The sequence below is a fragment of the Pseudomonas sp. S4_EA_1b genome (assembly GCF_016307435.1).
Taxonomy (GTDB): domain Bacteria; phylum Pseudomonadota; class Gammaproteobacteria; order Pseudomonadales; family Pseudomonadaceae; genus Aquipseudomonas; species Aquipseudomonas rhodesiae.
The window spans coordinates 23117-49950 of the sequence record NZ_JAEILC010000035.1 but is presented as its reverse complement, the minus strand read 5'-3'; the positions used below and the strand labels follow the sequence as shown (position 1 = coordinate 49950).

The 26834-nt window shown below is 59.9% G+C and carries 23 protein-coding genes; 18 read left to right on the top strand and 5 right to left on the bottom strand.

Features of this window, described 5'->3' with window-relative positions:
• Positions 1-75: 75 nt before the first annotated feature.
• The 10 genes from argE (at position 76) to YA0848_RS11725 (ending at position 10524) form a co-directional block, all read left to right on the top strand.
• The gene (argE, locus tag YA0848_RS11770) at positions 76-1224 is read left to right on the top strand and encodes an acetylornithine deacetylase (protein WP_034101369.1); all 1149 of its coding nucleotides are present in this window, start codon (positions 76-78) and stop codon (positions 1222-1224) included.
• A 135-nt stretch (positions 1225-1359) separates the two neighbouring features.
• Positions 1360-2661, top strand: coding sequence for an amino-acid N-acetyltransferase (argA, locus tag YA0848_RS11765; protein WP_034101368.1), 1302 nt, complete (start codon positions 1360-1362; stop codon positions 2659-2661).
• Positions 2662-3306: 645 nt separating this feature from the next.
• Entirely contained in the window at positions 3307-4671 is a 1365-nt protein-coding gene (locus YA0848_RS11760) for an OprD family porin (RefSeq protein ID WP_167417015.1), read from the top strand.
• Between the two features lie 280 nt (positions 4672-4951).
• Positions 4952-5590, top strand: coding sequence for a peroxiredoxin (locus YA0848_RS11755; RefSeq protein WP_034101366.1), 639 nt, complete (start codon positions 4952-4954; stop codon positions 5588-5590).
• A 255-nt stretch (positions 5591-5845) separates the two neighbouring features.
• Complete coding sequence (gene ssuE / locus YA0848_RS11750) at positions 5846-6439, top strand: NADPH-dependent FMN reductase (protein WP_034101365.1); 594 nt, start codon at positions 5846-5848, stop codon at positions 6437-6439.
• Positions 6440-6535: 96 nt separating this feature from the next.
• Entirely contained in the window at positions 6536-7504 is a 969-nt protein-coding gene (locus YA0848_RS11745; protein WP_034101364.1) for a sulfonate ABC transporter substrate-binding protein, read from the top strand.
• A 25-nt stretch (positions 7505-7529) separates the two neighbouring features.
• Positions 7530-8678 carry an FMNH2-dependent alkanesulfonate monooxygenase gene (ssuD, locus tag YA0848_RS11740; RefSeq protein WP_034101363.1) on the top strand — a complete coding sequence of 383 codons (1149 nt, stop codon included), beginning with the start codon at positions 7530-7532 and terminating at the stop codon, positions 8676-8678.
• A 9-nt stretch (positions 8679-8687) separates the two neighbouring features.
• The gene (gene ssuC, locus YA0848_RS11735) at positions 8688-9476 is read left to right on the top strand and encodes an aliphatic sulfonate ABC transporter permease SsuC (protein ID WP_169867610.1); all 789 of its coding nucleotides are present in this window, start codon (positions 8688-8690) and stop codon (positions 9474-9476) included.
• Positions 9473-10279 (top strand): aliphatic sulfonates ABC transporter ATP-binding protein, encoded by an 807-nt coding sequence (ssuB, locus tag YA0848_RS11730; protein ID WP_169902341.1) that lies wholly within the window; start codon positions 9473-9475, stop codon positions 10277-10279. The genes ssuC and ssuB overlap by 4 nt, the downstream gene beginning before the upstream one ends.
• 29 nt (positions 10280-10308) lie before the next feature.
• On the top strand, positions 10309-10524 hold the full coding sequence (locus YA0848_RS11725; protein WP_003176783.1) for a TOBE domain-containing protein: 216 nt from the start codon (positions 10309-10311) through the stop codon (positions 10522-10524).
• Positions 10525-10639: 115 nt separating this feature from the next.
• Here YA0848_RS11725 and YA0848_RS11720 read toward each other — a convergent pair whose 3' ends face one another.
• Complete coding sequence (locus YA0848_RS11720; RefSeq protein ID WP_169902342.1) at positions 10640-11269, bottom strand: TetR/AcrR family transcriptional regulator; 630 nt, start codon at positions 11267-11269, stop codon at positions 10640-10642.
• Positions 11270-11491: 222 nt separating this feature from the next.
• Entirely contained in the window at positions 11492-12868 is a 1377-nt protein-coding gene (locus YA0848_RS11715) for a glutamine synthetase family protein (protein ID WP_034101359.1), read from the bottom strand.
• Positions 12869-13476: 608 nt separating this feature from the next.
• Between YA0848_RS11715 and YA0848_RS11710 the strand changes: the two genes are divergently transcribed.
• From YA0848_RS11710 to YA0848_RS11680, 7 genes are all read left to right on the top strand, one after another.
• On the top strand, positions 13477-14835 hold the full coding sequence (locus tag YA0848_RS11710) for a glutamine synthetase family protein (protein WP_034101358.1): 1359 nt from the start codon (positions 13477-13479) through the stop codon (positions 14833-14835).
• A gap of 58 nt (positions 14836-14893) precedes the next feature.
• Positions 14894-16258, top strand: a complete 1365-nt coding sequence (locus YA0848_RS11705; protein ID WP_034101357.1) for an aspartate aminotransferase family protein — start codon at positions 14894-14896, stop codon at positions 16256-16258.
• 183 nt (positions 16259-16441) lie between these two features.
• Complete coding sequence (locus YA0848_RS11700; protein WP_198712560.1) at positions 16442-17536, top strand: polyamine ABC transporter substrate-binding protein; 1095 nt, start codon at positions 16442-16444, stop codon at positions 17534-17536.
• 150 nt (positions 17537-17686) lie between these two features.
• Positions 17687-18781 (top strand): polyamine ABC transporter substrate-binding protein, encoded by a 1095-nt coding sequence (locus YA0848_RS11695; protein WP_034101356.1) that lies wholly within the window; start codon positions 17687-17689, stop codon positions 18779-18781.
• 66 nt (positions 18782-18847) lie between these two features.
• Positions 18848-19990, top strand: coding sequence for an ABC transporter ATP-binding protein (locus YA0848_RS11690; RefSeq protein WP_034101355.1), 1143 nt, complete (start codon positions 18848-18850; stop codon positions 19988-19990).
• Complete coding sequence (locus tag YA0848_RS11685) at positions 19987-20907, top strand: ABC transporter permease subunit (protein ID WP_034101353.1); 921 nt, start codon at positions 19987-19989, stop codon at positions 20905-20907. Before YA0848_RS11690 ends, YA0848_RS11685 begins: the two co-directional genes overlap by 4 nt.
• Complete coding sequence (locus YA0848_RS11680; protein ID WP_034101352.1) at positions 20904-21788, top strand: ABC transporter permease subunit; 885 nt, start codon at positions 20904-20906, stop codon at positions 21786-21788. Before YA0848_RS11685 ends, YA0848_RS11680 begins: the two co-directional genes overlap by 4 nt.
• Positions 21789-21918: 130 nt before the next feature.
• Here YA0848_RS11680 and YA0848_RS11675 read toward each other — a convergent pair whose 3' ends face one another.
• The gene (locus tag YA0848_RS11675; protein ID WP_169902343.1) at positions 21919-24273 is read right to left on the bottom strand and encodes a penicillin acylase family protein; all 2355 of its coding nucleotides are present in this window, start codon (positions 24271-24273) and stop codon (positions 21919-21921) included.
• Positions 24274-24304: 31 nt separating this feature from the next.
• Entirely contained in the window at positions 24305-24880 is a 576-nt protein-coding gene (locus YA0848_RS11670; RefSeq protein ID WP_034101350.1) for a DUF6436 domain-containing protein, read from the bottom strand.
• A gap of 90 nt (positions 24881-24970) precedes the next feature.
• On the opposite strand from YA0848_RS11670, the gene YA0848_RS11665 reads away from it, so the two are divergent.
• Entirely contained in the window at positions 24971-25912 is a 942-nt protein-coding gene (locus YA0848_RS11665; protein WP_034101349.1) for an alpha/beta hydrolase, read from the top strand.
• A 41-nt stretch (positions 25913-25953) separates the two neighbouring features.
• Here YA0848_RS11665 and YA0848_RS11660 read toward each other — a convergent pair whose 3' ends face one another.
• The gene (locus YA0848_RS11660) at positions 25954-26706 is read right to left on the bottom strand and encodes a DUF2059 domain-containing protein (protein WP_034101347.1); all 753 of its coding nucleotides are present in this window, start codon (positions 26704-26706) and stop codon (positions 25954-25956) included.
• Positions 26707-26834 lie beyond the last annotated feature (128 nt).

Here is a 26834-nt window from a genome sequence, read left to right as displayed (position 1 = left end):
ACGCGCCGCAACGGTTTATTGTGTCGTGCAGATGCCTCTATAGTGAGGTTCATCCGGGAAGTGGGGAGACTGTATATGCCGTTGCCGTCCATGAAAGAGCAGTTCGCCGCGTTGATTGCCGCGCCGTCGGTCAGTTGCACCCAGGCGTCCCTGGACCAGACCAACCGCCCGGTGATCGACCTGCTTGCCGGCTGGCTGGGTGACCTGGGGTTCAGCATCGACATCCAGACCGTCAGCCCAGGCAAATTCAATCTGCTCGCCAGTTTCGGCAGCGGCCCTGGCGGCCTGGTGCTGGCCGGGCATAGCGACACCGTGCCCTATGACCCCGCGTTGTGGAAAACCGACCCGCTGAAACTGACGGAAATCGACGGTCGCTGGGTAGGATTGGGCAGTTGCGACATGAAAGGCTTTTTCGCCTTGATAATCGAGGCAGTGTTGCCGCTGCTGGATCAACCGTTCAAGCAGCCCTTGCTGATCCTCGCTACCTGCGATGAAGAAAGCTCCATGTCCGGCGCCCGTGCGCTGGCCGAGGCCGGTCGCCCACTGGGCCGCGCGGCGGTGATTGGCGAGCCGACGGGCCTCAAACCGATCCGCCTGCATAAAGGCGTGATGATGGAGCGCATCGACATTCTCGGTCGCAGCGGCCATTCGTCGGACCCCAGCCTCGGCCATAGCGCCCTTGAAGCCATGCACGATGCCATCGGTGAACTGCGCGGCCTGCGCCTGGCCTGGCAGCGCGAGTACCGCAATCCGCAATTCAGCGTGCCGCAACCGACCCTGAACTTCGGCTGCATCCACGGCGGCGACAACCCCAACCGCATCTGTGGCCAATGCTCCCTGGAGTTCGATTTGCGCCCCCTGCCCGGCATGGATCCTCAAGTGTTGCGCGATGCCATTCGGCAGAAGCTCCAACCGTTGGCCGAGCGCCATCAAGTCAAGATCGACTACGCGCCGCTGTTCCCGGCGGTGCCGCCATTCGAGCAGCCGGAAGACGCCGAGCTGGTGCGGGTTGCGGAACGTTTGACCGGTCATCGTGCCGAAGCAGTAGCGTTCGGCACCGAAGCGCCTTATCTTCAGCGCCTTGGTTGTGAAACCCTGGTGCTCGGCCCTGGCGATATCGCCTGTGCGCACCAGCCGGGCGAATACCTCGAAATGTCACGCCTGACGCCTACAGTGCGTCTATTGCGGGATTTGATCGAACATTACTGCCTGAAACCCGCATAAATTAACCCCTGCCTGTTCGTACATAGAAGGAGAGTGAGCGTGTCGCCAAGCCTGTTCCGACGATAACCATCAGCCCGCCGTGCGCTTTCACGATTCATCCTTTTTTGGCTGCTTTTTATTACAGGCCCAGGTGTTATGCCCGAATACGTCAATTGGCTTCGTCATGCTTCCCCTTACATCAATGCCCACCGCGACTGCACCTTTGTGGTCATGTTGCCGGGCGATGGTGTGGACCATCCCAACTTCGGCAATATCGTCCACGACCTGGTGCTGCTCCACAGTCTGGGCGTGCGCCTGGTGCTGGTGCACGGTTCGCGTCCACAGATCGAAGCGCGCCTTGAAGCGCGCGGCCTCACCCCGGCTTACCACGAAGGCATGCGCATCACCGATGCCGCTACCCTGGAGTGCGTGATCGATGCGGTCGGCCATCTGCGTATCGCCATCGAAGCGCGCCTGTCGATGGACATGGCCTCATCGCCCATGCAGGGCTCGCGCCTGCGGGTGGCCAGCGGCAATCTGGTAACTGCGCGCCCCATCGGCGTACTCGAAGGCGTGGACTACCACCACACCGGCGAAGTGCGCCGGGTCGACCGCAAGGGCATCAATCGCCTGTTGGACGAGCGCTCTATCGTCTTGCTGTCGCCCCTGGGTTACTCGCCCACCGGAGAGATTTTCAACCTGGCCTGCGAAGATGTCGCTACTCGCGCCGCGATCGACTTGGGAGCCGATAAATTGCTGCTGTTCGGTGCCGATCTCGGCCTGATCGATGAACATGGGCGTTTGGTGCGCGAGTTGCGTCCGCAGCAAGTGCCGGCGCATTTGCAGCGCCTGGGCAGCAGCAACTACCAAGCCGAATTGCTCGACGCAGCGGCCCAGGCTTGCCGGGGCGGGGTAGGGCGCAGCCATATCGTCAGCTATGCCGAAGACGGCGCGCTGCTCACCGAACTGTTCACCCGCGACGGTGGCGGTACGTTGGTGGCTCAGGAGCAATTCGAGTTGGTGCGCGAGGCGGCGATTGAGGACGTCGGTGGCCTGCTCGACCTGATCAGCCCGTTGGAAGAGCAGGGCATTTTGGTGCGCCGCTCGCGGGAAGTGCTGGAGCGCGAAATCGAGCAGTTCAGCGTGGTCGAACGCGAAGGCATGATCATCGCCTGCGCGGCGCTGTACCAGATCGCCGATTCGGATGCCGGTGAACTCGCGTGCTTGGCGGTGAACCCCGAATACCGCCACGGCGGGCGCGGCGATGAGCTGCTTGAGCGCATCGAAACCCGCGCCAGGGCTCAGGGCTTGAAAACGTTGTTCGTCCTCACCACCCGCACTGCCCATTGGTTCCGGGAGCGTGGGTTTGTGCCAAGCAGCGTGGACCGTCTGCCGTCCGCGCGCGCCTCGCTGTACAACTACCAGCGCAATTCGAAGATTTTCGAAAAAGCCCTCTAACCCTCGCGACCTTGTTGCAGGCGCGAGCTGGCTCGCGCCAACCTTTTTAGGTTTCTTCAGACCTCGCCGTGTGCCGGGGTGCGACAACGTGGCTGTCGTAAAGGGATATAAACCCTTCAGAACGCTCGGTAAGGGCCGATACGGTAAGCGCGGCAAGGAGTAGATTGCGTGAAGAAGGTGTTGCTCGGCCCTTGAGTGTCGGGGCTTGTCATCAAAAGAAACTATTCCGATACAAAAACTGTAACAAATTGACGGGAGGATATGCGTTTGGCCATCATGGCGTCGCTTTTTTGATCGTAGGTGACGTTTGCAGCGTTACGTTTATTCTTTACTGATCTAAATGGCGCTAAAAAATACTTTTTAGGAATTAGCATTTCGACAGGTTCGTCTACGCTGACCAACTCGATCTACGCAAAAGCTTATTCCAAAATTGTATTAAAAAGAATGAAACAATTCTTTTTGGGTGTATGAAAAACTCATTACCCTGCAGGGACCAAATCAACAGCGGTTAGACGAAAGTAGTAGGCACACTAGGTTACGATTGACTTGGTAGTCACTATCTGGCGCTAATCGCGCATCTGTGGATCGAGGGCGTCAGACCCGAGACCAAAGAACTACAAAAATTAGAAACGAGAGGAGCGGTACATGAAGAAGTCCACCTTGGCACTGTCTGTCGCTTTGGGCGTAATCGCCCAGCACGCAGGCGCTGCTGGTTTCATCGAAGACAGCAAGGCAACTCTGGGGCTGCGTAACTTTTACATCAACACGGATAACCGTGATGGCGCCCCAGGCACGACTACTCGCAACAAGAACGCTGAGTGGGGCCAGGGCTTCGATCTGCGTTTCATCTCGGGTTATACCCAAGGTACCGTTCAGTTCGGTGTCGACGCCATCGGCCTGTACGGTGTACGACTGGATTCGAGCCGTGCCGAGCATGGTAACTACAGTGGTACCGCATCCGGCGGCACTGTGTTCCCAAGCGACGGCAACAAGGCTGTTCATGATTACGCCAGCCTGGGCGTAACCGGTAAGGTCAAGATCTCTCAGACCGAGCTTAAGCTGGGTACTCTGCAGCCTAAACTGCCTGTTATCGTGACCAACGATGGTCGTCTGCTGCCGCAAACCTTCCAAGGTGGTCAGATCACGTCCAACGACATCAAGGATCTGACGCTGGTTGGCGGTCAGATCGAGCATGCCAAAGGTCGTAACTCCAGTAACAACGAAGGTTTGTCGCTGGGTGGCGCTAACGGCAGCTCCAATTACACCGCCGGTAAGTTCGTTAACAAGTTCTACTACGCGGGTGGTGACTACAAGCTCACCAAAGACCTTACCGCTCAGTACTACTACGGCAATCTGGAAGACTTCTATAAACAGCACTTCCTCGGCCTGACCCACAACTGGGCGATCGGCCCGGGCGTATTGAAATCTGACCTGCGCTACTTCAATAGCTCCGATGATGGCCTGAACGGCAATAACTCCGCTTACTACACCAACGGTAACTACAACGGTTTCCGTGCGGGTAAGGGCAAGGTTGATAACAACCTGTACAGCGGTTTGTTCCTGTACACCGTGGAAGGTCATACCTTTGGTGGTGGCTACCAGGTGAGCAACGGCAGCAGTGATTTCCCTTGGTTGAACCAAGGCGATGGTTCTTCGGCTTATCTGACCACTGACATGCAAATCCAGAAGTTCGCCCGCGCCGGTGAGCGTACCTGGCAGGCGCGTTACGCTTATGATTTCGCCAAAGTGGGTGTTCCGGGCCTGACTGCAGGTGTCGTATACCTCAAAGGTAGCGACATCGATACCATTGCCAACACTGCTGCCCGCACAGAAACCACTGGCCAGTCCGAGTGGGAGCGTGACATCACCGTTGCCTACGTGATTCCAGAAGGCCCGCTGAAAAACCTCGGCGTAGCCTGGAAAAACGCAATGTGGCGCACCGACCTGGCGAACACTCGTTCCCAGGATGAAAACCGCCTCATCGTCAGCTACTCTCTGCCACTGTTCTAAGCAGTTGTAAGACGTCAAAACCTTGCCCGGCGCAACGCCGGGCAAGGTGTCTTGCTTTTCAAGTCAGGCTCACCCCCGTAAGCCCTTCCTGAACCCCTCTTTTACAGCGTCTCAAGGCCTTCTCGAACCTTGGTGACGATGGTGCCTTGCACCCGGTTGAGCGTCCAATGAACGATTTTTAATATTCTTTTATCGTCTAGATAAATCGATATTTATTCTTTTTAAAATAGCCACAACCCATGCACAGTGGGCTCCATAAGCACTCATCAGGAGCCACACCATGAGCCTAAGACTGGGCGATATCGCCCCCGACTTCGAACAGGATTCCAGCGCCGGCAAGATTCGTTTCCACCAATGGCTGGGCGATAGCTGGGGAGTGTTGTTTTCCCACCCGGCCGACTTCACGCCGGTATGCACCACCGAGCTGGGCTTTACCGCCAAGCTCAAGGACGAATTCGCCCAGCGCGGCGTCAAAGCCATCGCGCTGTCGGTTGACCCAGTGGACTCGCACCACAAGTGGATCGAAGACATCAACGAAACCCAGAACACCACCGTCAACTTCCCAATCCTGGCCGATGCCGATCGCAAGGTCTCTGATCTCTACGACCTGATCCACCCCAATGCCAGCGACACCCTCACCGTGCGATCGTTGTTCGTAATTGACCCAAACAAAAAGATTCGCCTGACCATCACCTACCCGGCCAGCACCGGGCGCAACTTCCATGAAATCCTGCGGGTGATCGACTCGCTGCAATTGACCGATAACCACAAGGTCGCCACGCCCGCCAACTGGCAAGACGGGGATGAAGTGGTGATCGTGCCGTCGCTCAAGGACGAGGACGAGATCAAGAAACGCTTTCCAAAGGGCTATCGCGCAGTGAAGCCGTACCTGCGGCTGACCCCGCAGCCCAATCGTTGACGCTATCGCCTCGGGGGCAAGCCCTCCTCTCGCAGACGATGTACCGCATCTGTAACTGAATCAAAGCAGGGGTTTTCAGGCCGTTTCCACGGCCTTTTTTTTCGCCTGGCGATTGATAAAGTGCATATGTTTTTAAGGAATAAACAAATGAAAAAATAAGATTTATAGATATATGAATCAGCTGATAAGGTCTGTTCCATCTTGGCGCCATCGCCACTTCAGCGAACCGCCGGCACTTGCTCAAGGAATTCCTGCATGTTGGTCGTAACACTCGGAGGCAGTCCCAGCCAGCGTTCCCGCTCCGGGGTCTTGCTGGAAAAAACCCGTCAGTGGTTGCAACACAAAGGCGTGGAAGTAGTGAGTTACCAGGTACGGGACTTCCCGGCCGAAGACTTGCTGCACGCTCGGTTCGACAGCCCAAAGGTCATCGACCTGCTGGAGCAGGTCGCCAACGCCGACGGCCTGGTGATCGCCACGCCGGTTTACAAGGCTTCGTTCTCCGGCGCGTTGAAAACCGTGCTCGATCTGCTGCCTGAGCGGGCCTTGGCCCATAAGGTGGTGCTGCCAATGGCTACCGGCGGCAGCATCGCGCACATGCTGGCAGTGGATTACGCGTTGAAGCCAGTGTTGTCGGCGCTCAAGGCGCAGGAGTTGCTCCACGGCATTTTTGCCGAAGACAGCCAGATCGCCTATGGCGAAGGCAGTGCCCAGGCGCAGTTGGTGCCGGTGCTGGAGCAGCGATTGTACGAGGCGCTAGAGACGCTCTACGGCGCCATGGCCCGTCGCCCGAAACCCCTTGATCCGCATGTATTGAATGAACGTTTGTTGAGTGCTCGCTGGAGCATTTAAGCCGTACCTGAAACCTGGAAACACTCACCTTACTCAGCCGCCAACGGCCAAGCAGGTGCAGCCAAAACCCCTCATCGCATTTTTGGAGAGAGCGCCATGCGCACTGTCATCTTGCGTCGTGGTCTGGTCGCACTGTTTGCTGCGGCTGTGTCCTTCGGCGCCATTGTTCAAGCTCACGCCGCCGAGACCCTGCGGATCGGTTATCAGAAATACGGCACCTTGGTCCTGCTCAAGGCCAAGGGCACCCTGGAAAAACGTCTGGCCGCCCAAGGCGTGCAGGTGCAGTGGACCGAGTTTCCTGGCGGCCCGCAGTTGCTTGAAGGTCTGAACGTCGGCTCCATCGACTTCGGCGTGACCGGCGAAACCCCGCCGGTCTTCGCCCAGGCGGCCGGTGCCGATCTGCTCTACGTGGCCTACGAGCCACCGGCACCGACCAGCGAAGCGATCCTGGTGCCCAAAGACTCACCGATCAAATCGGTGGCCGAGCTCAAGGGCAAGAAAATCGTGCTCAACAAAGGCTCCAACGTGCATTACCTGCTGGTGCGCGCCTTGGAGGACGCCGGCCTGAAATACAGCGATGTGCAGACCGTATTCCTGCCGCCTGCCGATGCCCGTGCGGCGTTCGAGCGGGGCAGTGTGGATGCGTGGGTGATCTGGGACCCCTACCAGGCCGCCGCCGAGCAACAACTGCAAGCACGTACCCTGCGTGACGGTACTGGCATCGCCGACAACCATCAGTTCTACCTGGCAACCAAACCCTACGCCGAACAGCACCCCGACGTGATCACCGCGTTGGTGGAAGAGGTGCGTGCCGTGGGCGAGTGGTCCAAAGCCAACCCGCAGGAAGTCACCGACCAAGTCGCGCCGCTGCTCGGCCTGCCGGCTGACATCACCCTCACCTCGGTAAAACGCCAGGGCTACGGCGCGCTGTTCCTGACCCCGCAAGTGGTGGCCGCTCAACAGAAAATCGCCGACAGCTTTTACCAACTCAAATTGATCCCCAAGCCCTTGAGCATCAAGGACGTGATCTGGACGCCTCCGGCCGCTGTTGCTAAAGCGCCGTAATCCGACTTCTTCAGGAGACAACTCCATGAGCCTCAATATTTTCTGGTTCCTGCCTACCCACGGCGACGGTCATTACCTTGGCACTGCCGAAGGCGCTCGCGCCGTGGACCACGGTTACCTGCAACAAGTCGCCCAGGCTGCCGATCGCCTGGGCTTCGGCGGGGTGCTGATCCCCACCGGGCGTTCCTGCGAAGACTCGTGGCTGGTGGCCGCTTCTCTGATCCCGGTGACCCAACGTCTCAAGTTCCTGGTCGCACTGCGCCCGGGGATCATTTCCCCGACGGTGGCAGCGCGCCAGGCCGCGACCCTGGATCGTTTGTCCGGCGGGCGGGCGTTGTTCAATCTGGTGACCGGTGGCGACCCCGAAGAACTGGCCGGTGATGGCCTGTTCCTAAGCCACGAAGAGCGCTACCAGGCCTCGGTGGAGTTCACCCGTATCTGGCGCCGCGTACTTGAAGGCGAAACCGTGGATTACGACGGCCAACACATCAGCGTCAAAGGCGCCAAATTGCTCTACCCGCCGATCCAGCAGCCACGGCCGCCGCTGTACTTCGGTGGCTCCTCCGAAGCGGCCCAGGACCTGGCGGCCGAACAAGTGGAAATGGTGCTGACCTGGGGCGAACCACCGGCCGCCGTGGCCGAGAAAATCGAACAAGTGCGGGCCAAGGCCGCCAAGCTCGGGCGCACTGTACGCTTCGGCATTCGTCTGCATGTGATCGTGCGCGAAACCAATGACGAAGCCTGGAAAGCCGCCGACAAACTGATCTCCCACTTGGACGACGACACCATCGCCCGCGCCCAAGCCTCACTGGCGCGCTTCGATTCGGTGGGCCAGCAACGCATGGCCGCCTTGCACGGCGGCAACCGCGACAACCTCGAAGTCAGCCCCAACCTGTGGGCTGGCGTCGGCCTGGTTCGCGGCGGGGCGGGTACAGCGTTGGTAGGCGACGGCGCAACCGTGGCCGAGCGCGTAAAAGAATACGCAGCGCTGGGCATCGACACCTTTATTTTCTCCGGTTATCCGCACCTGGAAGAGTCGTACCGCGTGGCCGAATTGCTGTTTCCGCACCTGGATGTCGAGCGTCCAGAACTGCCGAAAAGCGCCGGATACGTGAGCCCGTTCGGCGAAATGGTCGCCAACGATATTCTTCCCAAAGCGGCGTCACAGAGCTGAGGCGGCGCGATGAACCTTGCAAAAGTGAGCCATCGCGTGGCGCCTTGGGTGCTGCCGCTGCTGTTGCTGGCGGTGTGGCAGGTGTCGGTGTCGGCGGGGTGGTTGTCGACGCGCATCCTGCCGGCGCCGAGCGCGGTGATCGAGGCCGGGGTTAACCTGGTGCGCAGCGGTGAAATCTGGACGCACCTGGCCATCAGCGGCTGGCGCGCGGGCCTGGGTTTTGTGATCGGCGGCGCTATCGGCCTGGCGCTGGGCTTTATCACCGGGCTGTCGACATGGGGCGAGCGCCTGCTCGACAGCTCGGTGCAGATGATTCGCAACGTGCCGCACCTGGCGCTGATCCCGCTGGTAATCCTGTGGTTCGGCATTGACGAAACGGCGAAGATTTTCCTGGTGGCCCTCGGCACGCTGTTCCCGATCTACCTGAACACCTACCACGGCATTCGCAACGTCGACCCGGCGCTGGTGGAGATGTCGCGCAGTTATGGGTTGTCCGGGTTCAGCCTGTTCTGGCAGGTGATCCTGCCGGGTGCGTTGCCGTCGATCCTGGTGGGCGTGCGCTTTGCGCTGGGCTTTATGTGGTTGACGCTGATCGTGGCGGAAACTATTTCGGCCAGTTCCGGTATTGGTTACCTGGCGATGAATGCCCGCGAATTCCTGCAAACCGATGTGGTGGTGCTGGCGATCGTGATGTACGCGATCCTCGGCAAACTGGCGGACCTGGCCGCGCGCGGTCTGGAGCGGGTGTGGCTGCGTTGGCATCCGGCGTACCAAACGCATAAAGGAGGTGCGGCATGACCGCTCAACAACCTCCACGCCTGCTCAAGGGGATTCCCCTGGCGGTGCGTAAGTTGCGTAAAGCCTTCGGCACGCGGGATGTGCTCAAGGGCATCGATCTGCACATTCCGGCGGGGCAATTCGTCGCCGTGGTGGGGCGCAGCGGTTGCGGCAAAAGTACCTTGCTGCGCCTGCTGGCCGGGCTGGACGACGCCAGCGGCGGAGAGCTGCTAGCCGGTTCCGCACCCCTGAGCGCGGCCCGTGAAGACACGCGATTGATGTTCCAGGAAGCGCGTCTGCTGCCGTGGAAAAAGATCATCGACAACGTGGGCCTGGGCCTCAAAGGCGACTGGCGTGCCAAAGCACTGCAAGCCTTGGACGCGGTGGGGCTGGCCGAGCGCGCCAATGAATGGCCGGCGGCCTTGTCCGGTGGCCAGAAGCAACGCGTGGCGTTGGCTCGCGCGCTGATCCACCAACCGCGCCTACTGTTGCTCGATGAGCCGCTGGGCGCGCTTGATGCCCTGACCCGCATCGAGATGCAGCAACTGATCGAAAACCTTTGGCAGCAGCATGGCTTTACCGTGCTGCTGGTGACCCATGACGTCAACGAAGCCGTGGCGATTGCCGACCGGGTGATCCTGATCGAAGACGGTGAAATCGGTCTGGACCTGATCGTTGACCTGCCCCGCCCACGGGCCCGTGGCTCCCACCGCCTGGCCGCGCTGGAAGCCGAGGTACTCAACCGCGTGCTGTCACTGCCCGGTACACCGCCCGACCCCGAACCTGTTTCACCGCTGCCGACGCAATTGCGTTGGGCGCAATAACTCACCTATCCCCATGAAGAGAGAACGACATGACTATTAAAGCCATCAACGTGCGTAACCAGTTCAAAGGCACCATCAAGGAAATTGTGGTCGGTGACGTGTTGTCGGAAATCGACGTGCAGACCGCCTCCGGCATCGTCACCTCAGTGATCACCACTCGCTCGGTCAAAGAGCTGGAGCTGGTCATTGGTAGTGAAGTGATTGCCTTTGTGAAATCAACCGAGGTGTCGATCGCCAAGTTGTGAACTGGCTTGAGGTCGTCATCGGGGGCAACCCCCCCCCCACCTTTTGAAAGTATTCACAAGTCAAAGTGTGGGGGGGGGCTTGCCCCCGATGGGATCGCCCCAGTCAACGCAAGGCTCAACGCTTGGGCAGGTAAGCCGGTAGATACAGCCCCACATACGCATCGAACACCCGCATGCCTTCCTCGGCCATGCGCGGCGTGATCAGCCCATGCTGATGCACCGAGCGCGCGTACACGCGGTCGCTCAGCTCCAGCGCCAGGGCGAACACATCCACATCGCTGGGCAGTGTCGGCACCTCGAAGTGGTGGTTGAAAACCTTGAACATCAGGTCGCCCAGTTCCAGATCATGTTGGCGGTCGGCCTGGGTTACTTCGGTGAGGCCATGCTGCGCCAGGATCAATTGGCGCGCGGCGGCATCCTGGTCGTAGATGGTGAGCATGCGTTGCTCGACGATGCAGGACAGATCGCGCCATTGCTTGAGGGGTTCATGATCGATGGGCGCCTGAATCGCCGCACGAAAGGCCCCATGCACATCGGCGGTCAACGCCTCCAGCAGCGCCGGCACGCTGGCGAAGAAGTGATAAACCGACGACGGTGGAATCTGCGCGCGTTCTGCCACGCTGTAGATCGACAGACTTGCCACGCCTTCGGCGGCCAGCAGGGTGCGGGCGGCATCGAGAATCGCATCGATCCGCGCCTGGCTGCGGGCGCGGGGTTTGCGAGGGGCGTCGGGGCGGGTGGTCATGGAAGTCTCCTACAAGGCAGCGGGCATTGTATGAGCAGGAATCTGTGTTGTCTGCCAGGCAGCTATCGGGGGCAACCCACTCCCACATTTTTGATCTGTGAATACATACCAAGTTTGGGAGGGGGCTTGCCCCCGATAAGACCGACCCGGTCTCTCAGAACAGCCCCATAAAAAAACGCCACAGACCCAAAGCCTGTGGCGTTTTTTTATCGCGGCAACCGCTTACACGGTATGCAGGTACCAGTTGTATTCAAGGTCGGAGATGGAGTGTTCGAACTCTTCCAGCTCACTTTCCTTACAGGCGACGAAGATATCGATGTACTTAGGATCGATGTACTTGGCCATCACCTCGCTGTCGTCCAACTCGCGCAGGGCATCGCGCAGGTTGTTCGGCAAGCTCTGCTCGTTTTGCTCGTAGCTGTTGCCTTCCACCGGAGCGCCAGGCTCGATCTTGTTGGTCAGACCGTGGTGCACGCCTGCCAGGACCGAAGCCATCAGCAGGTAAGGGTTGGCGTCGGCGCCCGCCACGCGGTGTTCGATACGCACCGCATCGGCCGAGCCGGTTGGTACGCGAATCGCCACGGTGCGGTTGTCCAGGCCCCAGCACGGCGAGTTCGGCACGTAGAACTGTGCGCCGAAACGGCGGTAGGAGTTGACGTTAGGGCACAGGAACGCCATTTGGGCGGGTAGGGTCTCCAGCACACCGCCGATCGCGTGACGCAATGCGGCGTTCTGCTCGGGATCCTCGCTGGCAAAGATGTTCTTGCCGTCCTTGTCCAGGATCGAAATGTGTACATGCAAACCGTTGCCTGCCTGGCCTGGGTAAGGCTTGGCCATGAAGGTGGTGTCCATCTCATGGTCGTAGGCGATGTTCTTGATCAGGCGCTTGAGCAGTACGGCGTAGTCGCAGGCCTTGATTGGGTCGGCCACGTGGTGCAGGTTCACTTCGAACTGCGCCGGGGCACTTTCCTTGACGATGGCGTCGGCCGGGATGCCTTGCTCTTTGGCACCTTCCAGAATGTCCTGGAGGCAGTCGACGTATTCGTCGAGGTCGTCGATCAGGTAGACCTGTGTCGAGTGCGGGCGTTTGCCGGAGATCGGCGAGCGGGGCGGTTGTGGGCGGCCGTTCACGTTCTCCTGGTCGATCAGGTAGAACTCAAGCTCGAAGGCGGCGCAGATGGTCAAACCGAGGTCGTCGAATTTGCTTACAACCTGGCGCAGGACTTCGCGCGGATCGGCGAAGAAAGGTTCACCTTCCAGTTCGTGCATGGTCATCAGCAGCTGCGCGGTAGGGCGCTTTTGCCAAGGTTCATTGCACAGGGTGTCGGGGATTGGATAACAGATTCGGTCAGCATCGCCGATGTCCAGACCCAGGCCGGTGCTTTCCACCGTCGAGCCGTTGATATCCAGGGCAAATAAAGAGGCAGGCAGGTTAATGCCCTTCTCGTAAACCTTGTGGAGGCTGGTGCGTTCGATGCGCTTGCCGCGCACCACACCATTCATATCCGCAATTAGAAGGTCTACGTACAGAACCTCAGGATGATCCTTAAGGAACGCGTTCGCTTCGTTAAGCTGAACGGCACGCGGGGGTACCGACATGATGCAACACCTTTGTTGTTAAAAATATCAATCATTGATCTTTTCTGGTTTCAGTCAACCCGAACGGCATGCCGAAGTCAAGCGAGGCCTTTTTTGCCCTAAAAAAGCGCCGTGACGGCTTTTTTGGGGCTTTTCGGGGCGTTTTTTCCGCTTTGAACGGCTTGGGCACCGCAGGCTTGAGCGGGCCGTGTTGTATTTTTTACGGGGGTGTTGTGTAAAAAAATGAACAAGGCTAAGCTCGATTCAAACCCATAACAGCAATAATACCGGGGTGCTTCATGTCTCGCCTGCCGCTAATCGGCGTCTCGGCCTGCTTCACACGGGCTTTGTCATCCGTTCACCCATCCTGCGTGAATACCCATGGCCCGGCCAATATTCTTGACGCCTCGGGCGACCTTTTTCCTGCCCCTTCACTCACCGCGCCTTCGCCTCTGAAGGGCGCCGACCCCGGGTGCCGCTCATGATTCTGCACGAGTTTGGCGTGAGGAATGCATTACCACCCCAAATGGCAGGTAAGCTCCTACCCTGAGTGAAGAAACGACGCGGATGCTGCGTCAACCAACGCCTGGCCTTTAATGGATGCCAGGAAACCCAGCCCAGAGGCATTTATGAGTAACAACCTCGACCAGCTCACCGATTGGTTGAAAGACCACAAGATCACAGAAGTCGAATGCATGATTGGCGACCTCACCGGTATCACCCGAGGCAAGATTTCGCCGACCAACAAGTTCATCGCCGAAAAAGGCATGCGCCTGCCCGAGAGCGTTCTGTTGCAGACCGTGACCGGCGACTATGTCGAAGACGACATTTATTACGAATTGCTCGACCCGGCCGACATCGACATGATCTGCCGCCCCGACCAGAACGCGGTGTTCCTGGTGCCCTGGGCCATCGAGCCCACCGCACAGGTGATCCACGACACCTACGACAAGCAAGGCAACCCCATCGAGCTGTCGCCGCGCAACGTGCTCAAGAAAGTCCTCAAGCTCTACGCCGATAAAGGCTGGCAGCCCATCGTGGCGCCGGAGATGGAGTTCTACCTGACCAAACGCTGCGAAGACCCGGACTTCCCACTGCAACCGCCGATTGGGCGTTCCGGTCGCCCGGAAACCGGTCGCCAGTCCTTCTCTATAGAAGCGGCCAACGAATTCGACCCACTGTTCGAAGACGTCTACGACTGGTGCGAGCTACAGGAACTGGACCTCGATACCCTGATCCACGAAGACGGCACTGCGCAGATGGAAATCAACTTCCGTCACGGCGATGCGCTATCCCTGGCCGACCAGATTCTGGTGTTCAAACGCACCATGCGTGAAGCCGCGCTCAAGCACGATGTGGCTGCCACTTTCATGGCCAAGCCCATGACCGGCGAGCCCGGCAGCGCCATGCACCTGCACCAGAGCATCATCGACATCGCCACCGGCAAGAACGTCTTCTCCAATGAGGACGGGACCATGAGTGAGCTGTTCCTCAACCACATCGGCGGCCTGCAGAAATTCATCCCTGAATTGCTGCCGTTGTTTGCGCCCAATGTGAACTCGTTCCGCCGCTTCCTGCCGGATACCTCGGCGCCGGTGAACGTGGAGTGGGGCGAAGAAAACCGCACCGTGGGCCTGCGCGTACCGGATGCCGGCCCGCAGAACCGCCGCGTGGAAAACCGCCTGCCGGGCGCCGATGCCAACCCGTATCTGGCGATTGCCGCCAGCCTGCTGTGCGGTTTTATCGGCATGGTCGAAGGCCATAACCCGAGCGCGCCGGTGGTGGGTCGTGGTTACGAGCGACGCAATCTGCGCTTGCCGCTGACCATTGAAGATGCCCTGGAGCGTATGGAAAACAGCAAGACCATCGAGAAATACCTGGGGCACAAATTCATCACAGGCTACGTCGCGGTCAAGCGGGCCGAGCATGAAAACTTCAAGCGCGTCATCAGTTCGTGGGAGCGGGAATTCCTGCTCTTTGCCGTCTGATGCGCCGGGCGCGCCCTTTGAACGGCGCGCCCTTCACTGAAAAGTCTAGGAGATCGGTATGTCCAGCAACAACCCGCAAACCCGTGAATGGCAAGCCTTGAGCAGTGATCACCACCTGGCGCCGTTCAGCGATTTCAAGCAATTGAAAGAGAAAGGCCCACGAATCATCACCAAAGCCCACGGCGTGTACCTGTGGGACAGCGAAGGCAACAAGATCCTCGACGGCATGGCCGGCCTGTGGTGCGTGGCGATCGGTTACGGTCGCGATGAACTGGCCGACGCCGCCGCCAAGCAAATGAAAGAACTGCCGTACTACAACCTGTTCTTCCAGACCGCTCACCCGCCGGTGCTGGAACTGGCCAAGGCCATTTCCGACATCGCCCCAGCCGGCATGAACCACGTGTTCTTCACTGGTTCCGGCTCCGAAGGCAACGACACCATGTTGCGCATGGTCCGCCACTACTGGGCGATCAAAGGCCAGCCGAACAAGAAAACCATCATCAGCCGCAAGAATGGCTACCACGGTTCCACCGTGGCCGGTGCCAGCCTGGGCGGCATGACTTATATGCACGAGCAGGGCGATTTGCCGATTCCGGGCATCGTCCATATCGCCCAGCCGTATTGGTTCGGTGAAGGCGGCGATATGAGCCCCGAAGAGTTCGGCGTGTGGGCTGCCAACCAGCTTGAAGAGAAGATCCTGGAACTGGGCGTGGACAATGTCGGTGCCTTTATTGCCGAGCCGATCCAGGGCGCCGGCGGCGTGATCGTACCGCCTGAGACTTACTGGCCGCGCATCAAGGAAATCCTCGCCAAGTACGACATTCTGTTTGTCGCCGACGAAGTGATCTGCGGTTTCGGCCGTACCGGTGAGTGGTTCGGTAGCGATTTCTATGGCCTCAAGCCGCACATGATGACCATCGCCAAGGGCCTGACCTCGGGTTACATCCCCATGGGCGGCCTGATCGTGCGCGATGACGTGGTGGCCGTGCTTAACGAAGGCGGCGATTTCAACCATGGCTTCACCTACTCCGGTCATCCGGTAGCGGCGGCAGTCGCACTGGAAAACATCCGCATCATGCGCGATGAACAGATTGTTAAGCGTGTACATGACGAAACGGCACCCTATTTGCAGAAACGTCTGAGGGAGCTGGCGGATCACCCTCTGGTGGGTGAAGTGCGTGGCGTCGGCATGCTCGGTGCGATTGAACTGGTGCAGGACAAGGCCACGCGCAAGCGTTACGAAGGCAAGGGCGTGGGCATGATTTGCCGCACGTTCTGCTTCGAGAATGGCCTGATCATGCGCGCCGTGGGCGACACCATGATCATTTCGCCGCCGCTGGTGATCAGCAAGACGGAAATCGACGAGCTGGTGACCAAGGCTCGCCAGTGCCTGGACCTGACTTTGGCGGCATTGCAAGGCTAAGTGCTAGGCTCAGTGCTCAGCGCACCGAGTGGTTATAAATGTGGGGGCTTTGGTTGAAAGCCGGCCCCTGAACTTGCCAGACTGTCGCCCTGTTTTGTTGCCCATTGGCTGGGCTGCGGAACATACATAGCTTGTGGCCCAAAAAAGAAAAAATTGGAGCATCACCAAATGAAGGCATTAGGTTTGAAGAACGCGGGCAAGACCCTCCTCGCCTTGTCCCTGATGGGCGCAATGGCAGGCGCGGCCCAGGCAGACGATAAAGTGCTGCACGTCTACAACTGGTCCGACTACATCGCACCGGACACCATCGCCAACTTTGAAAAAGAGTCGGGCATCAAAGTGGTGTACGACGTGTTCGACAGCAACGAGACCCTGGAGGCCAAATTGCTGGCCGGCAAGTCCGGGTATGACATCGTCGTACCGTCGAACAACTTTCTGGCCAAGCAGATCAAGGCCGGCGTTTATCAGGAGCTGGACAAGTCCAAGCTGTCCAACTACGACAACCTGAACAAATCCCTGCTCAAAGCCGTGTCGGTCAGCGACCCTGACAACAAGCACGCCTTCCCGTACATGTGGGGCTCGATCGGCATCGGCTACAACCCGGAGAAGGTCAAGGCTGCGCTGGGCGTGGACAAGATCGACTCGTGGGACACGCTGCTCAAGCCTGAAAACATCGCCAAGCTCAAAAGCTGCGGCGTGAGCTTCCTTGATTCGCCGACTGAAATGTTGCCGATTGCCCTGCATTACCTGGGCCTGCCGACCGACACCCAGAAGAAAGATGACCTGAAGAAAGCCGAAGAACTGTTCCTGAAGATCCGTCCTTCGATCGGTTACTTCCACTCCTCCAAGTACATCTCCGACCTGGCCAACGGCAACATCTGCGTAGCCGTGGGTTATTCGGGTGACATCCAGCAGGCCAAGTCCCGCGCGGCTGAAGCCGGTGGCAAGGTCAAAGTGGCGTACGACATTCCGAAAGAAGGCGCCGGCAGTTTCTACGACATGGTCGCCATTCCTAAGGATGCCGAAAATGTCGACGCGGCCTACAAGTTCATGAACTACCTGCTCAAGCCAGAAGTCATGGCGTCGATCACCAACAGCGTGCGTTTCCCGAACGGTAACGAGAAGGCTACCGCCCTGGTCGACAAGGACATCACCAGCGACCCAGGCATCTACCCATCGGCGGATGTGCAAGCCAAGCTCTACGCCATTGCTGACCTGCCAGCCGCGGCCCAGCGTGAAATGACACGCAGCTGGACCAAGATCAAATCGGGCAAGTAAGCCTTTAAACCTGTGGGAGGGGGAAACTCTCTCCCACACATTAATTAAATGACAGAAAGTTTTGCCGGATCGGTTTATCGAGGGTAAGTTGCGCGCCGGTTTTGTTGCCGGGCAACAACTTTGGGCCCAACTATTTAAGAGGACCTCCACTTGCCAATTTCTTTATTTCGCAAAGCCATGCTGCTGAGTGCAGGTATCACGCTGGCTATCAGCGTGCAGGCTGCACCGACCGTGCATATTTATAACTGGTCGGATTACATCGGCACCGACACCCTGGCCGACTTCGAGAAGGCGAGCGGCATCAAGCCTGTGTACGACGTGTTCGACTCCAATGAAACCCTGGAAGGCAAATTGCTGGCCGGGCACACCGGCTACGACGTGGTGGTGCCGTCCAATCACTTCCTCGGCAAGCAGATCAAGGCCGGGGCGTTCCAGAAGCTCGATAAATCGTTGCTGACCAATTACGCCAACCTCGACCCGGCACTGCTCAAGCGCCTGGAAAAGAACGACCCGGGCAACCAGTACGCCGTGCCGTACCTGTGGGGCACCAATGGCATCGGCTATAACGTCGACAAAGTCAAAGAAGTGCTGGGCGTCGACCATATCGACTCCTGGGCCGTACTGTTCGAACCGGAAAACATGAAAAAACTGGCCACCTGTGGTGTGTCGTTCATGGATTCGGCGGATGAAATGCTGCCCGCGGTGCTCAACTACATGGGCCTGAACCCCAACAGCACCAACCCGGAAGACTACAAAAAGGCCGAAGCAAAGCTGCTGAAAGTGCGGCCCTACGTGACCTACTTCCACTCATCCAAATACATCTCTGACCTGGCCAACGGCAATATCTGCGTGGCCGCCGGGTTCTCTGGCGATGTGTTCCAGGCCAAGGCTCGCGCAAGTGAGGCGGGCAAAGGCGTGAACATCGCCTACGTCATTCCGAAAGAAGGCGGCAACCTGTGGTTCGACGTGCTGGCCATCCCTAAGGACGCCACCAACGTCAAGGAGGCCCATGCCTTCATCAACTATTTGCTGCAACCTGAGGTCATCGCCCAGGTCAGCGACGTCGTCGGTTACGCCAACCCTAACCCAGGGGCGGACAAGCTGATGGAGCAATCGATACGCACCGACGAAGCGGTTTACCCACCGCAGGCGGTTCTCGACCGGACATTCGTCAACTTCGAGCTACCCCCGAAGGTGCAGCGTTTAATGACCCGTAGCTGGACCAAGGTCAAGACGGGCAAATAAGGCACAACTTTCCTGGGTTCGCCCGCCTCGGGTGAACCGCAGTCTATTTTTTTGGGAGTTTCGTAAATGGCAGTTGCCTCCGGCGCCTATAAGAAAGCCCTCGAGGGCGACCAGACACCGAAAAAGGTGCTGGTCAAAATCGACCGGGTCACGAAGAAGTTCGACGAGACGATTGCCGTGGACGATGTGTCCCTGGAAATCAAGAAAGGCGAGATCTTCGCCTTGCTCGGCGGTTCGGGTTCGGGCAAATCCACTTTGCTGCGCATGCTCGCGGGCTTCGAACGGCCAACGGAAGGCCGCATCTACCTCGACGGTGTGGACATCACCGATATGCCGCCCTATGAGCGGCCGATCAACATGATGTTCCAGTCCTATGCGCTGTTCCCGCACATGACCGTGGCGCAGAACATCGCCTTCGGTCTGCAACAGGACAAGATTCCCAAGGCCGAGATCGACGCCCGCGTGGCCGAGATGCTCAAGCTGGTGCAGATGAGCCAGTACGCCAAGCGCAAGCCGCATCAGTTGTCCGGCGGCCAACGTCAGCGCGTGGCCCTGGCCCGTTCCCTGGCCAAGCGCCCGAAGCTGCTGCTGCTCGATGAGCCTATGGGCGCCCTGGACAAAAAACTGCGTTCGCAGATGCAACTGGAGCTGGTGGAAATCATCGAACGCGTCGGCGTGACCTGCGTGATGGTGACCCACGACCAGGAAGAGGCCATGACCATGGCCGAGCGCATCGCAATCATGCACCTGGGCTGGATCGCCCAGATCGGCAGCCCGATCGATATCTATGAAACCCCCACCAGCCGCCTGGTGTGCGAGTTCATCGGCAATGTCAACATCTTCGACACCCAAGTGGTGGACGACGCCGAAGGCCACGCGGTGCTCAAGTGCGCTGACCTGGACCGCGACATTTACGTAGGCTACGGCATTGCCACCTCGGTGGAAGACAAGTCGGTGACCTACGCCATCCGCCCGGAAAAACTGCTGGTCACCACCGAAATGCCGACCTGCGAACACAACTGGTCCAGCGGCAAGGTCCACGACATCGCCTACCTGGGCGGCCACTCGGTGTTCTACGTGGAGTTGCCGAGCGGCAAGCTGGTGCAGTCCTTCGTGGCCAACGCCGAGCGCCGTGGCCAGCGCCCCACCTGGGGTGATCAGGTTTACGTCTGGTGGGAAGACGACAGCGGCGTGGTACTTCGCTCATGAACATGAAGAAGCTCAAGCGGCGCTTGCTCCGCATCGTCCCCAGCGGCAAGCAGGTGGTCATCGGGATTCCATTCCTGTGGCTGTTCCTGTTCTTCGCCCTGCCGTTTTTCATCGTGCTGAAAATCAGCTTTGCCGAAGCCGATGTAGCGATCCCTCCGTACACCGAGATCTACACCTTCGTTGAGCAGAAGCTGCAGTTGGTGCTCAACCTGGCCAACTACGCGATGCTTGGCGACGACGAGTTGTACATCGCCGCGTACCTGGGCTCGCTGAAAATGGCGTTCTTCAGCACGCTGCTGTGCCTGCTGATCGGTTACCCGATGGCCTACGCCATCGCCAGTGCGCGCAAAGAGATGCAGACCGTGCTGGTGCTGCTGATCATGATGCCGACCTGGACCGCGATCCTGATCCGCGTGTATGCGTGGATGGGCATCCTCAGCAACAACGGCTTGCTCAACGGATTCCTGATGTCCATCGGGCTGATCAGCGAACCGTTGCAGATCCTCAACACCAACATCGCGGTGTACATCGGCGTGGTCTATTCCTACCTGCCGTTCATGATCCTGCCGCTGTACGCCAACCTGGTGAAGCACGATCAGAGCCTGCTGGAAGCCGCGTCTGATCTGGGTTCGAGCACCTTCAACAGCTTCTGGAAGATCACCGTGCCGCTGTCCAAGAACGGCATCATCGCTGGCTGCATGCTGGTCTTCATTCCGGTGGTGGGCGAGTTCGTGATCCCGGAACTGCTGGGCGGCCCGGAAACCCTGATGATCGGTAAAGTGTTGTGGCAGGAATTCTTCAATAACCGTGACTGGCCGGTGGCCTCTGCACTGGCGGTGGTGATGCTGGCGATCCTGATCGTGCCGATCATCCTGTTCAACCGCAGCCAAGCCAAAGAGATGGAGGGCAAGATATGAAGCGCTTCAGTTTCTCAAGCTTCATGCTGGTGGCGGGGTTGCTGTTCATCTACCTGCCGATGCTGATTCTGGTGATCTACTCGTTCAACGAATCCAAACTGGTGACGGTGTGGGGCGGTTGGTCGATCAAGTGGTACGTGGGCCTGTTGGATAACACCCAATTGATGGGCTCGGTGGCCCGCTCCCTGGAAATCGCCTGCTACACCGCAATCGCTGCGGTGGCGCTGGGCACCCTGGCGGCCTTTGTGCTTACGCGCATCAGTCACTTCAAGGGCCGCACGCTGTTCGGCGGCCTCGTGACCGCGCCACTGGTGATGCCGGAAGTGATCACCGGTCTGTCGCTGTTGCTGCTGTTCGTGGCCATGGCGCAGATGATCGGCTGGCCCCAGGAGCGTGGCATCGTCACCATCTGGATCGCCCACACCACGTTCTGTGCCGCGTATGTGGCGGTGGTGGTGTCGGCGCGCTTGCGTGAGCTGGACCTGTCGATCGAAGAAGCGGCGATGGACCTGGGCGCGCGGCCGTGGAAGGTGTTCTTCCTGATCACCATCCCGATGATCGCGCCGTCATTGGCGGCGGGCGGCATGATGTCGTTCGCGTTGTCCCTGGATGACCTGGTACTCGCCAGCTTCGTGTCGGGCCCAGGCTCCACGACCCTGCCGATGGAAGTGTTCTCGGCCGTACGTCTGGGCGTTAAGCCCGAGATCAACGCCGTGGCCAGCCTGATTCTGCTGGCGGTGTCGCTGGTGACCTTCCTGGTGTGGTTCTTCAGCCGGCGTGCCGAAGAGATGCGCAAGAAAGCCATCCAGCAAGCCATCGAAGAGGCCGCCGCCGACGGCTGGCAGCAACCGGACAAGCGCCGCGCGCCAGCACCGGTCTAAAGATCTACGCGATCCAAATGTGGGAGGGGGCTTGCCCCCGATAGCGGTGAATCAGTCAACAGATGCAGTGACTGACCCACTGCTATCGGGGGCAAGCCCCCTCCCACTTTTTTGCCCGCGCTACAGGCCGTTATCGAGCGGGCAATAGCTTCAGCGTGCCGCGGGTATTGGCCGTGACTTCTTCATCGCTCAAATGCGCCTGCTCATAGCCCCCTTCGATATAGGTCTCGGCCTGGTCGCCGTAATGCTTGTCGAACGGCACGCCGCTTTGCCCCACGGGATTGATGGTCAGGGCGTGGGCTACATCGGCGAAGTCGATCAGGCGGCGGGTGGATGGGCCGTACGTCACTGGCCAGGGCGCCGGGCCGATGGCAGCGGATTGGTTATTCGGCACTTCATGGGTGCCCGGTGCGGGGAACGGGCCGACGTTGAATACCCTATCCAGTGGCTTCTGCATGCCCAGCGGATGACCGTGGGTCAACGTATGCGCCTTGCCCCATTGCCACTGGTTCGGGTCGTCGCCGAGGGTGGCCTTGAGGTGGGCGAGGCTGCTGTCCCAGGCGAGCTTGACGGTGTCGGTGCGTTTGCCGCCCCACCAGGGCGAGTCCGCAGCGGCTGCCAGGCGTGGCAAGGCAGCGTCGATCACGCGGGTGCTGATCAGGGTCTTGAACATCGCGTCGCCGAGTTTGGGGTGGAAGGCCGCATCGGCGAGGTTGAACAGGAACTGGTTGAACAGCGTGGCGCTGATGGAATCCAGCGGGTAGTCGCCTTTCCAGTTGGCCAGTTGATCCACCAGCTTAAGTTGCGCCGGGTCCTTGACCACCTCACGCAGCACTGGCAGCAGCGGTGCCAGCAGGCGTAGGCCGAACGCGGTGGTGGTGCCCAGTTGCAAGGCTTGGCTGTTGGTCACGTCCCACTTCACTCGGGCGTCGCTCAACTGGGCGTTCAACTGCTGGCCACGGTCGGCCAGGTTGTAATAACCGGGGATTTCCATGCCCGTAGGCGACGCTGGCTGGGCGTTGGCAGAGACCACATAGCCGCGCGCCGGGTTTTCTTCCTGAGGGTTGGCGCTGAAGGGGTAGAAGCCAAGTTTGTCGGCCTGGGTGGTACTGCCGTCGAGGATAAACCCTGGGTTCACGCCTGCCGGACGAATCGGTAACTGCGCCGCCGCCCACCAGCCGATATCGCCCTTGGCATTGGCCCACACGATATTCAAGCCGGGTGCCGAGACCTTGGCCGCAGCGGCGCGGGCTTTGGCCAGCGTATCGGCGCGGTTGAGCTGGTAGAAGCCTTCAAGGATCGGGTTCTGAGTGTCGAGAAAGGCCCACCACATCGCGATGGGGGTGTTGCCTGCCGTCTCGCCAAGCACGTCATTGATGATCGGCCCATGGGGCGACTGGCGCAGGGTGAGGGTGACCGGTGCCTGGCCCTTGACCGCGATCTGTTGTTCGCTGCGGGTCAGGTCGACCCACTGGCCCTGATACCAGACCTGATTGGGATTGTCCGGGTTGACCTTCTCGGCGATCAAGTCGAGGTCGTCGTTCTGGAACATGGTCAGGCTCCACCCGAAATCCAGGTTATGCCCCAAGAATGCCATCGGCACCAATGCATTGTGATAGCCGTACAACTCAAAACCCGGCGCCGACAGTTGCGCCTCGTACCACACCGACGGCACGGAAAAACGGATATGCGGGTCGCCCGCCAGCAACGGTTTGCCGCTGCGGGTACGGCTGCCGCTGATGGCCCAGGCGTTGCTGCCCTCGAACTGCGGCAGGCCGTTGTCGGCCAGGGCCTGGTCGCTCAGAGCGGCGAGGGCGCCGAGGGATTGCCAGTCGCTGGCGGCCAGGTTAAGGGCGCCCTTGGGTTGCCAGTCGAGGTCGAAAACCTTCAGGTAGTCGCTGCCCAATTGATCGCGGATGTAAGTCAGCAATGGTTCGGTACGAAACGCGGCAGCAAAGCTGTAGGCCATATACCCGGCCACGCTGATGGTGTCTTCAGCCGTGAAGGGCCGCTTGGGGATGCCCAGCACGTCGAACTCCATCGGGCTGGCGTGGCTGTCCTGATACTGGTTGATTCCATCCAGATAGGCTTGCAGCGCCTTCCAGTGCGCCGATGCATGATCCAGCTGCGCCACATAAGTCGCGGCGCGGTCGCGGATGCGCAGGCTGCGGAACAGTTTGTCGGTGTCGACCACCTTGGGGCCCAGCACTTCGGCGAGTTCGCCACGGGCCAGGCGGCGCATGATCTCCATTTGAAACAGCCGGTCCTGGGCGTGCACATAGCCCAGGGCGCGATACAGATCGGTTTCGTTCTCGGCACGGATATGCGGCACGCCACGGTCGTCATAGCGCACGGTGACCGAGCCTTGCAGATAGGCCAGTGTCACCGTGCCCTGGCGCGTGGGCTGTTTGCTGTACACATACCAACCGGCGCCGAGAGCGAGCAGTACCACCACAGCCGCGAGAGCCTGCAAGACGCGCTTCATGAAGAGTCCTTACCAAGAATGGGGTGGCGGCCTAGGGCCCGGTTGACCACGAACAATAGCAGCCCACCGCCAGGGTGTGCGTGGCATTCACCTCGCGCCCGGCGTCGAGCGCTTGCAGGATCGGCTCGATAAAACTGTTGTTGGCGTTGCACGTCAGGCCCTCGCTGTAGGGCCCGAAATACGCGAGCTTGCCGCTGCGGTCCCAGATGCCCACGGCGGGGCTGGCCGGCACCTGGTCGGCACCGGGCAGGGCAGTGAGGATTTTCATCTGGCGCAGGTTGTCCGGTAATTGGCCATGGCTGCCGGCTTTTTGCAGGGCGTAGAACTCAACGCCTTTGGACGCGTACTGCTCGATCAGCTCGCCCAGATGTTGCTGGTTGATCACATTGCACGGGCACGCCGGGTCCCAGAAATGCACCAGGCGGATCGGGCCTGGGCCGCTGAGTTCGGCGGGCAGTTGCAGCGCATCGCCGGAAAAAACCGCCGTGTGCTCGCTGAAAGCGCGCAGATAGCGGCCCTGAAACCAGTCATACGCCGTCCACAGCACGCCGGTGCAGATAATCAGGATCAGGCTGGCGAACAGGGCGGTACGGTGGGTCTGTCGCATTCGGATCTATCCTCGCAGGTCGCGTAGCTTGCCATGCCTGCCCTGACAGATGAATATCGCAGCTCGATATTGTGAGCCTGGAAACCCTTTATGCCCGTCACCTTTGACCCGGATCATCTGCGCGACAGCTTGCGCCCCTTGTCGGATGCGCAACCGCTCAGCGCCGAGGCGCGGGTCTACCAGCGTTTTTACGGGCTGGACCTGCCCGCGCGCAAAGTGCCGGCGGTGAGTCGCCTGGGGCGCTTTGAGGTGGACGGTTTCGACGTGGTGGCGCAGGTGTGGTGGCCGCCGGTGCCGGTGGCGACGATGTTTTTGTTTCACGGCTTCTACGACCACATGGGGCTGTACCGCAACGTAGTGGACTGGGCACTGGACCAGGGCTTCGTTGTGATCGCCTGCGATTTGCCGGGGCATGGCTTGTCCAGTGGCGCGCGCGCCAGCATCGATGATTTCGCGGTGTACCAAGATGTGGTTCAAGCCCTGTTCGCCCAGGCCGAGGCACTGCAACTGCCCAAGCCCTGGCACCTGTTCGGGCAAAGCACCGGCGGCGCGATCGTGGTGGATCATCTGCTGTACCACGGCGCCCAGAGCCCGGCGCAAGGCAAAGTGCTGCTGCTGTCGCCGCTGGTGCGTCCGCGCGCGTGGGGCTGGTCCCAGGTCAGCTATTACCTGCTGAGGCCATTCGTCAAAGGTATTGCGCGGCGGTTCAGCGACAACTCCAACGACCCGGCCTTCCGGCCGTTCCTGGAAGCCGATCCGCTGCAGCCGCGGCAACTACCCACCGCCTGGGTGGGCGCCCTGGCGCGCTGGATCAAACGTATCGAGGCCGCCCCGCGCAGCACGCGGCGGCCGGTGATCGTGCAGGGGGAGGAAGACATGACGGTGGACTGGCAGCACAACCTGCACGTGCTGCGCGGCAAGTTCGACCGGCCCGAGGTGCTGATGCTGCCCCGTGGACGGCATCACCTGGCCAATGAGATTCCAGAGATTCGCGAAGAGTACTTCCGGTATTTGACGGACCATCTGAAATAACGCGGTGCAAGTGGGGGAGGGGGCAAGCCCCTCCCACATTTCTACTGCGTCAGGCTTGAGGTGCTCTGGCCGACTGCCAGGCCTGCGCGAATCGCCGCCAGCGCCGCCTGGTAATACGCCTTACCCTCCGGCGACTCGGCGAACGTGGCGAATTCTTCCAGCTCCGGGTCGGACAAATCGCGATAGACGTACAGCAACGTGTTGTTCAGGTCATTACCGATCTGCTGCATCAAGCGCTCACGTTGGCCATTCAACATGCCCTGGGCCTGACCGCCGCCCAGCAGGCCAGGGATCATTTGGCTGAGGCTGTCGGCCGCCACGCCGGCAATCGCCAGGCTGACCTCTGCGCCGGCCTCACGGGCGGGCAGGGCTTGGGCCAGGTGGCCGATGATCAGGCTGCGGGTGGCGTCGGCCTGGATCTTCGGCAGGCCCTGGGCGTTTTTGGCCAATTGATCGCGGCGGGTAGCGAGTAATTCGGCGGCGACGATCTTGCGCCCCAAGGGTGACTGAAAGAACGCCAGCGCTGGTGCCGGGTCCGCCAAGTGCTTGCGCAACTGCGCTTCGGCGCGCTGATCCATGGCCTGGGCGGCGAAGCGTTGGTTGCTGTTGTCCACCAGTGCCTGATACACCGCCGGCGGCAGGCTATTGCGGTAGCGCTGTTGGGCCGCCGCGAGGGCATCGGTGAAATGCGCACGTTGTTCGGCCCAGCCGGCAACCTTGTACAACTGGTCATGGCCGTCTGCCCAGGCGGGCAAAACGCAGAACATCAGCAAGGAAAAAAACAAACGACGCATATGGACTCCTGTCAGTCGGCCACTATTGTCCGTGTGGGGCGTAGGATTTGTCGAGAAATCCTGTCAGTCACATGAACTAATCTGTGTTCAGACGCTCGGCGGCTCTGTCGGATTCACAGGCGTATGGA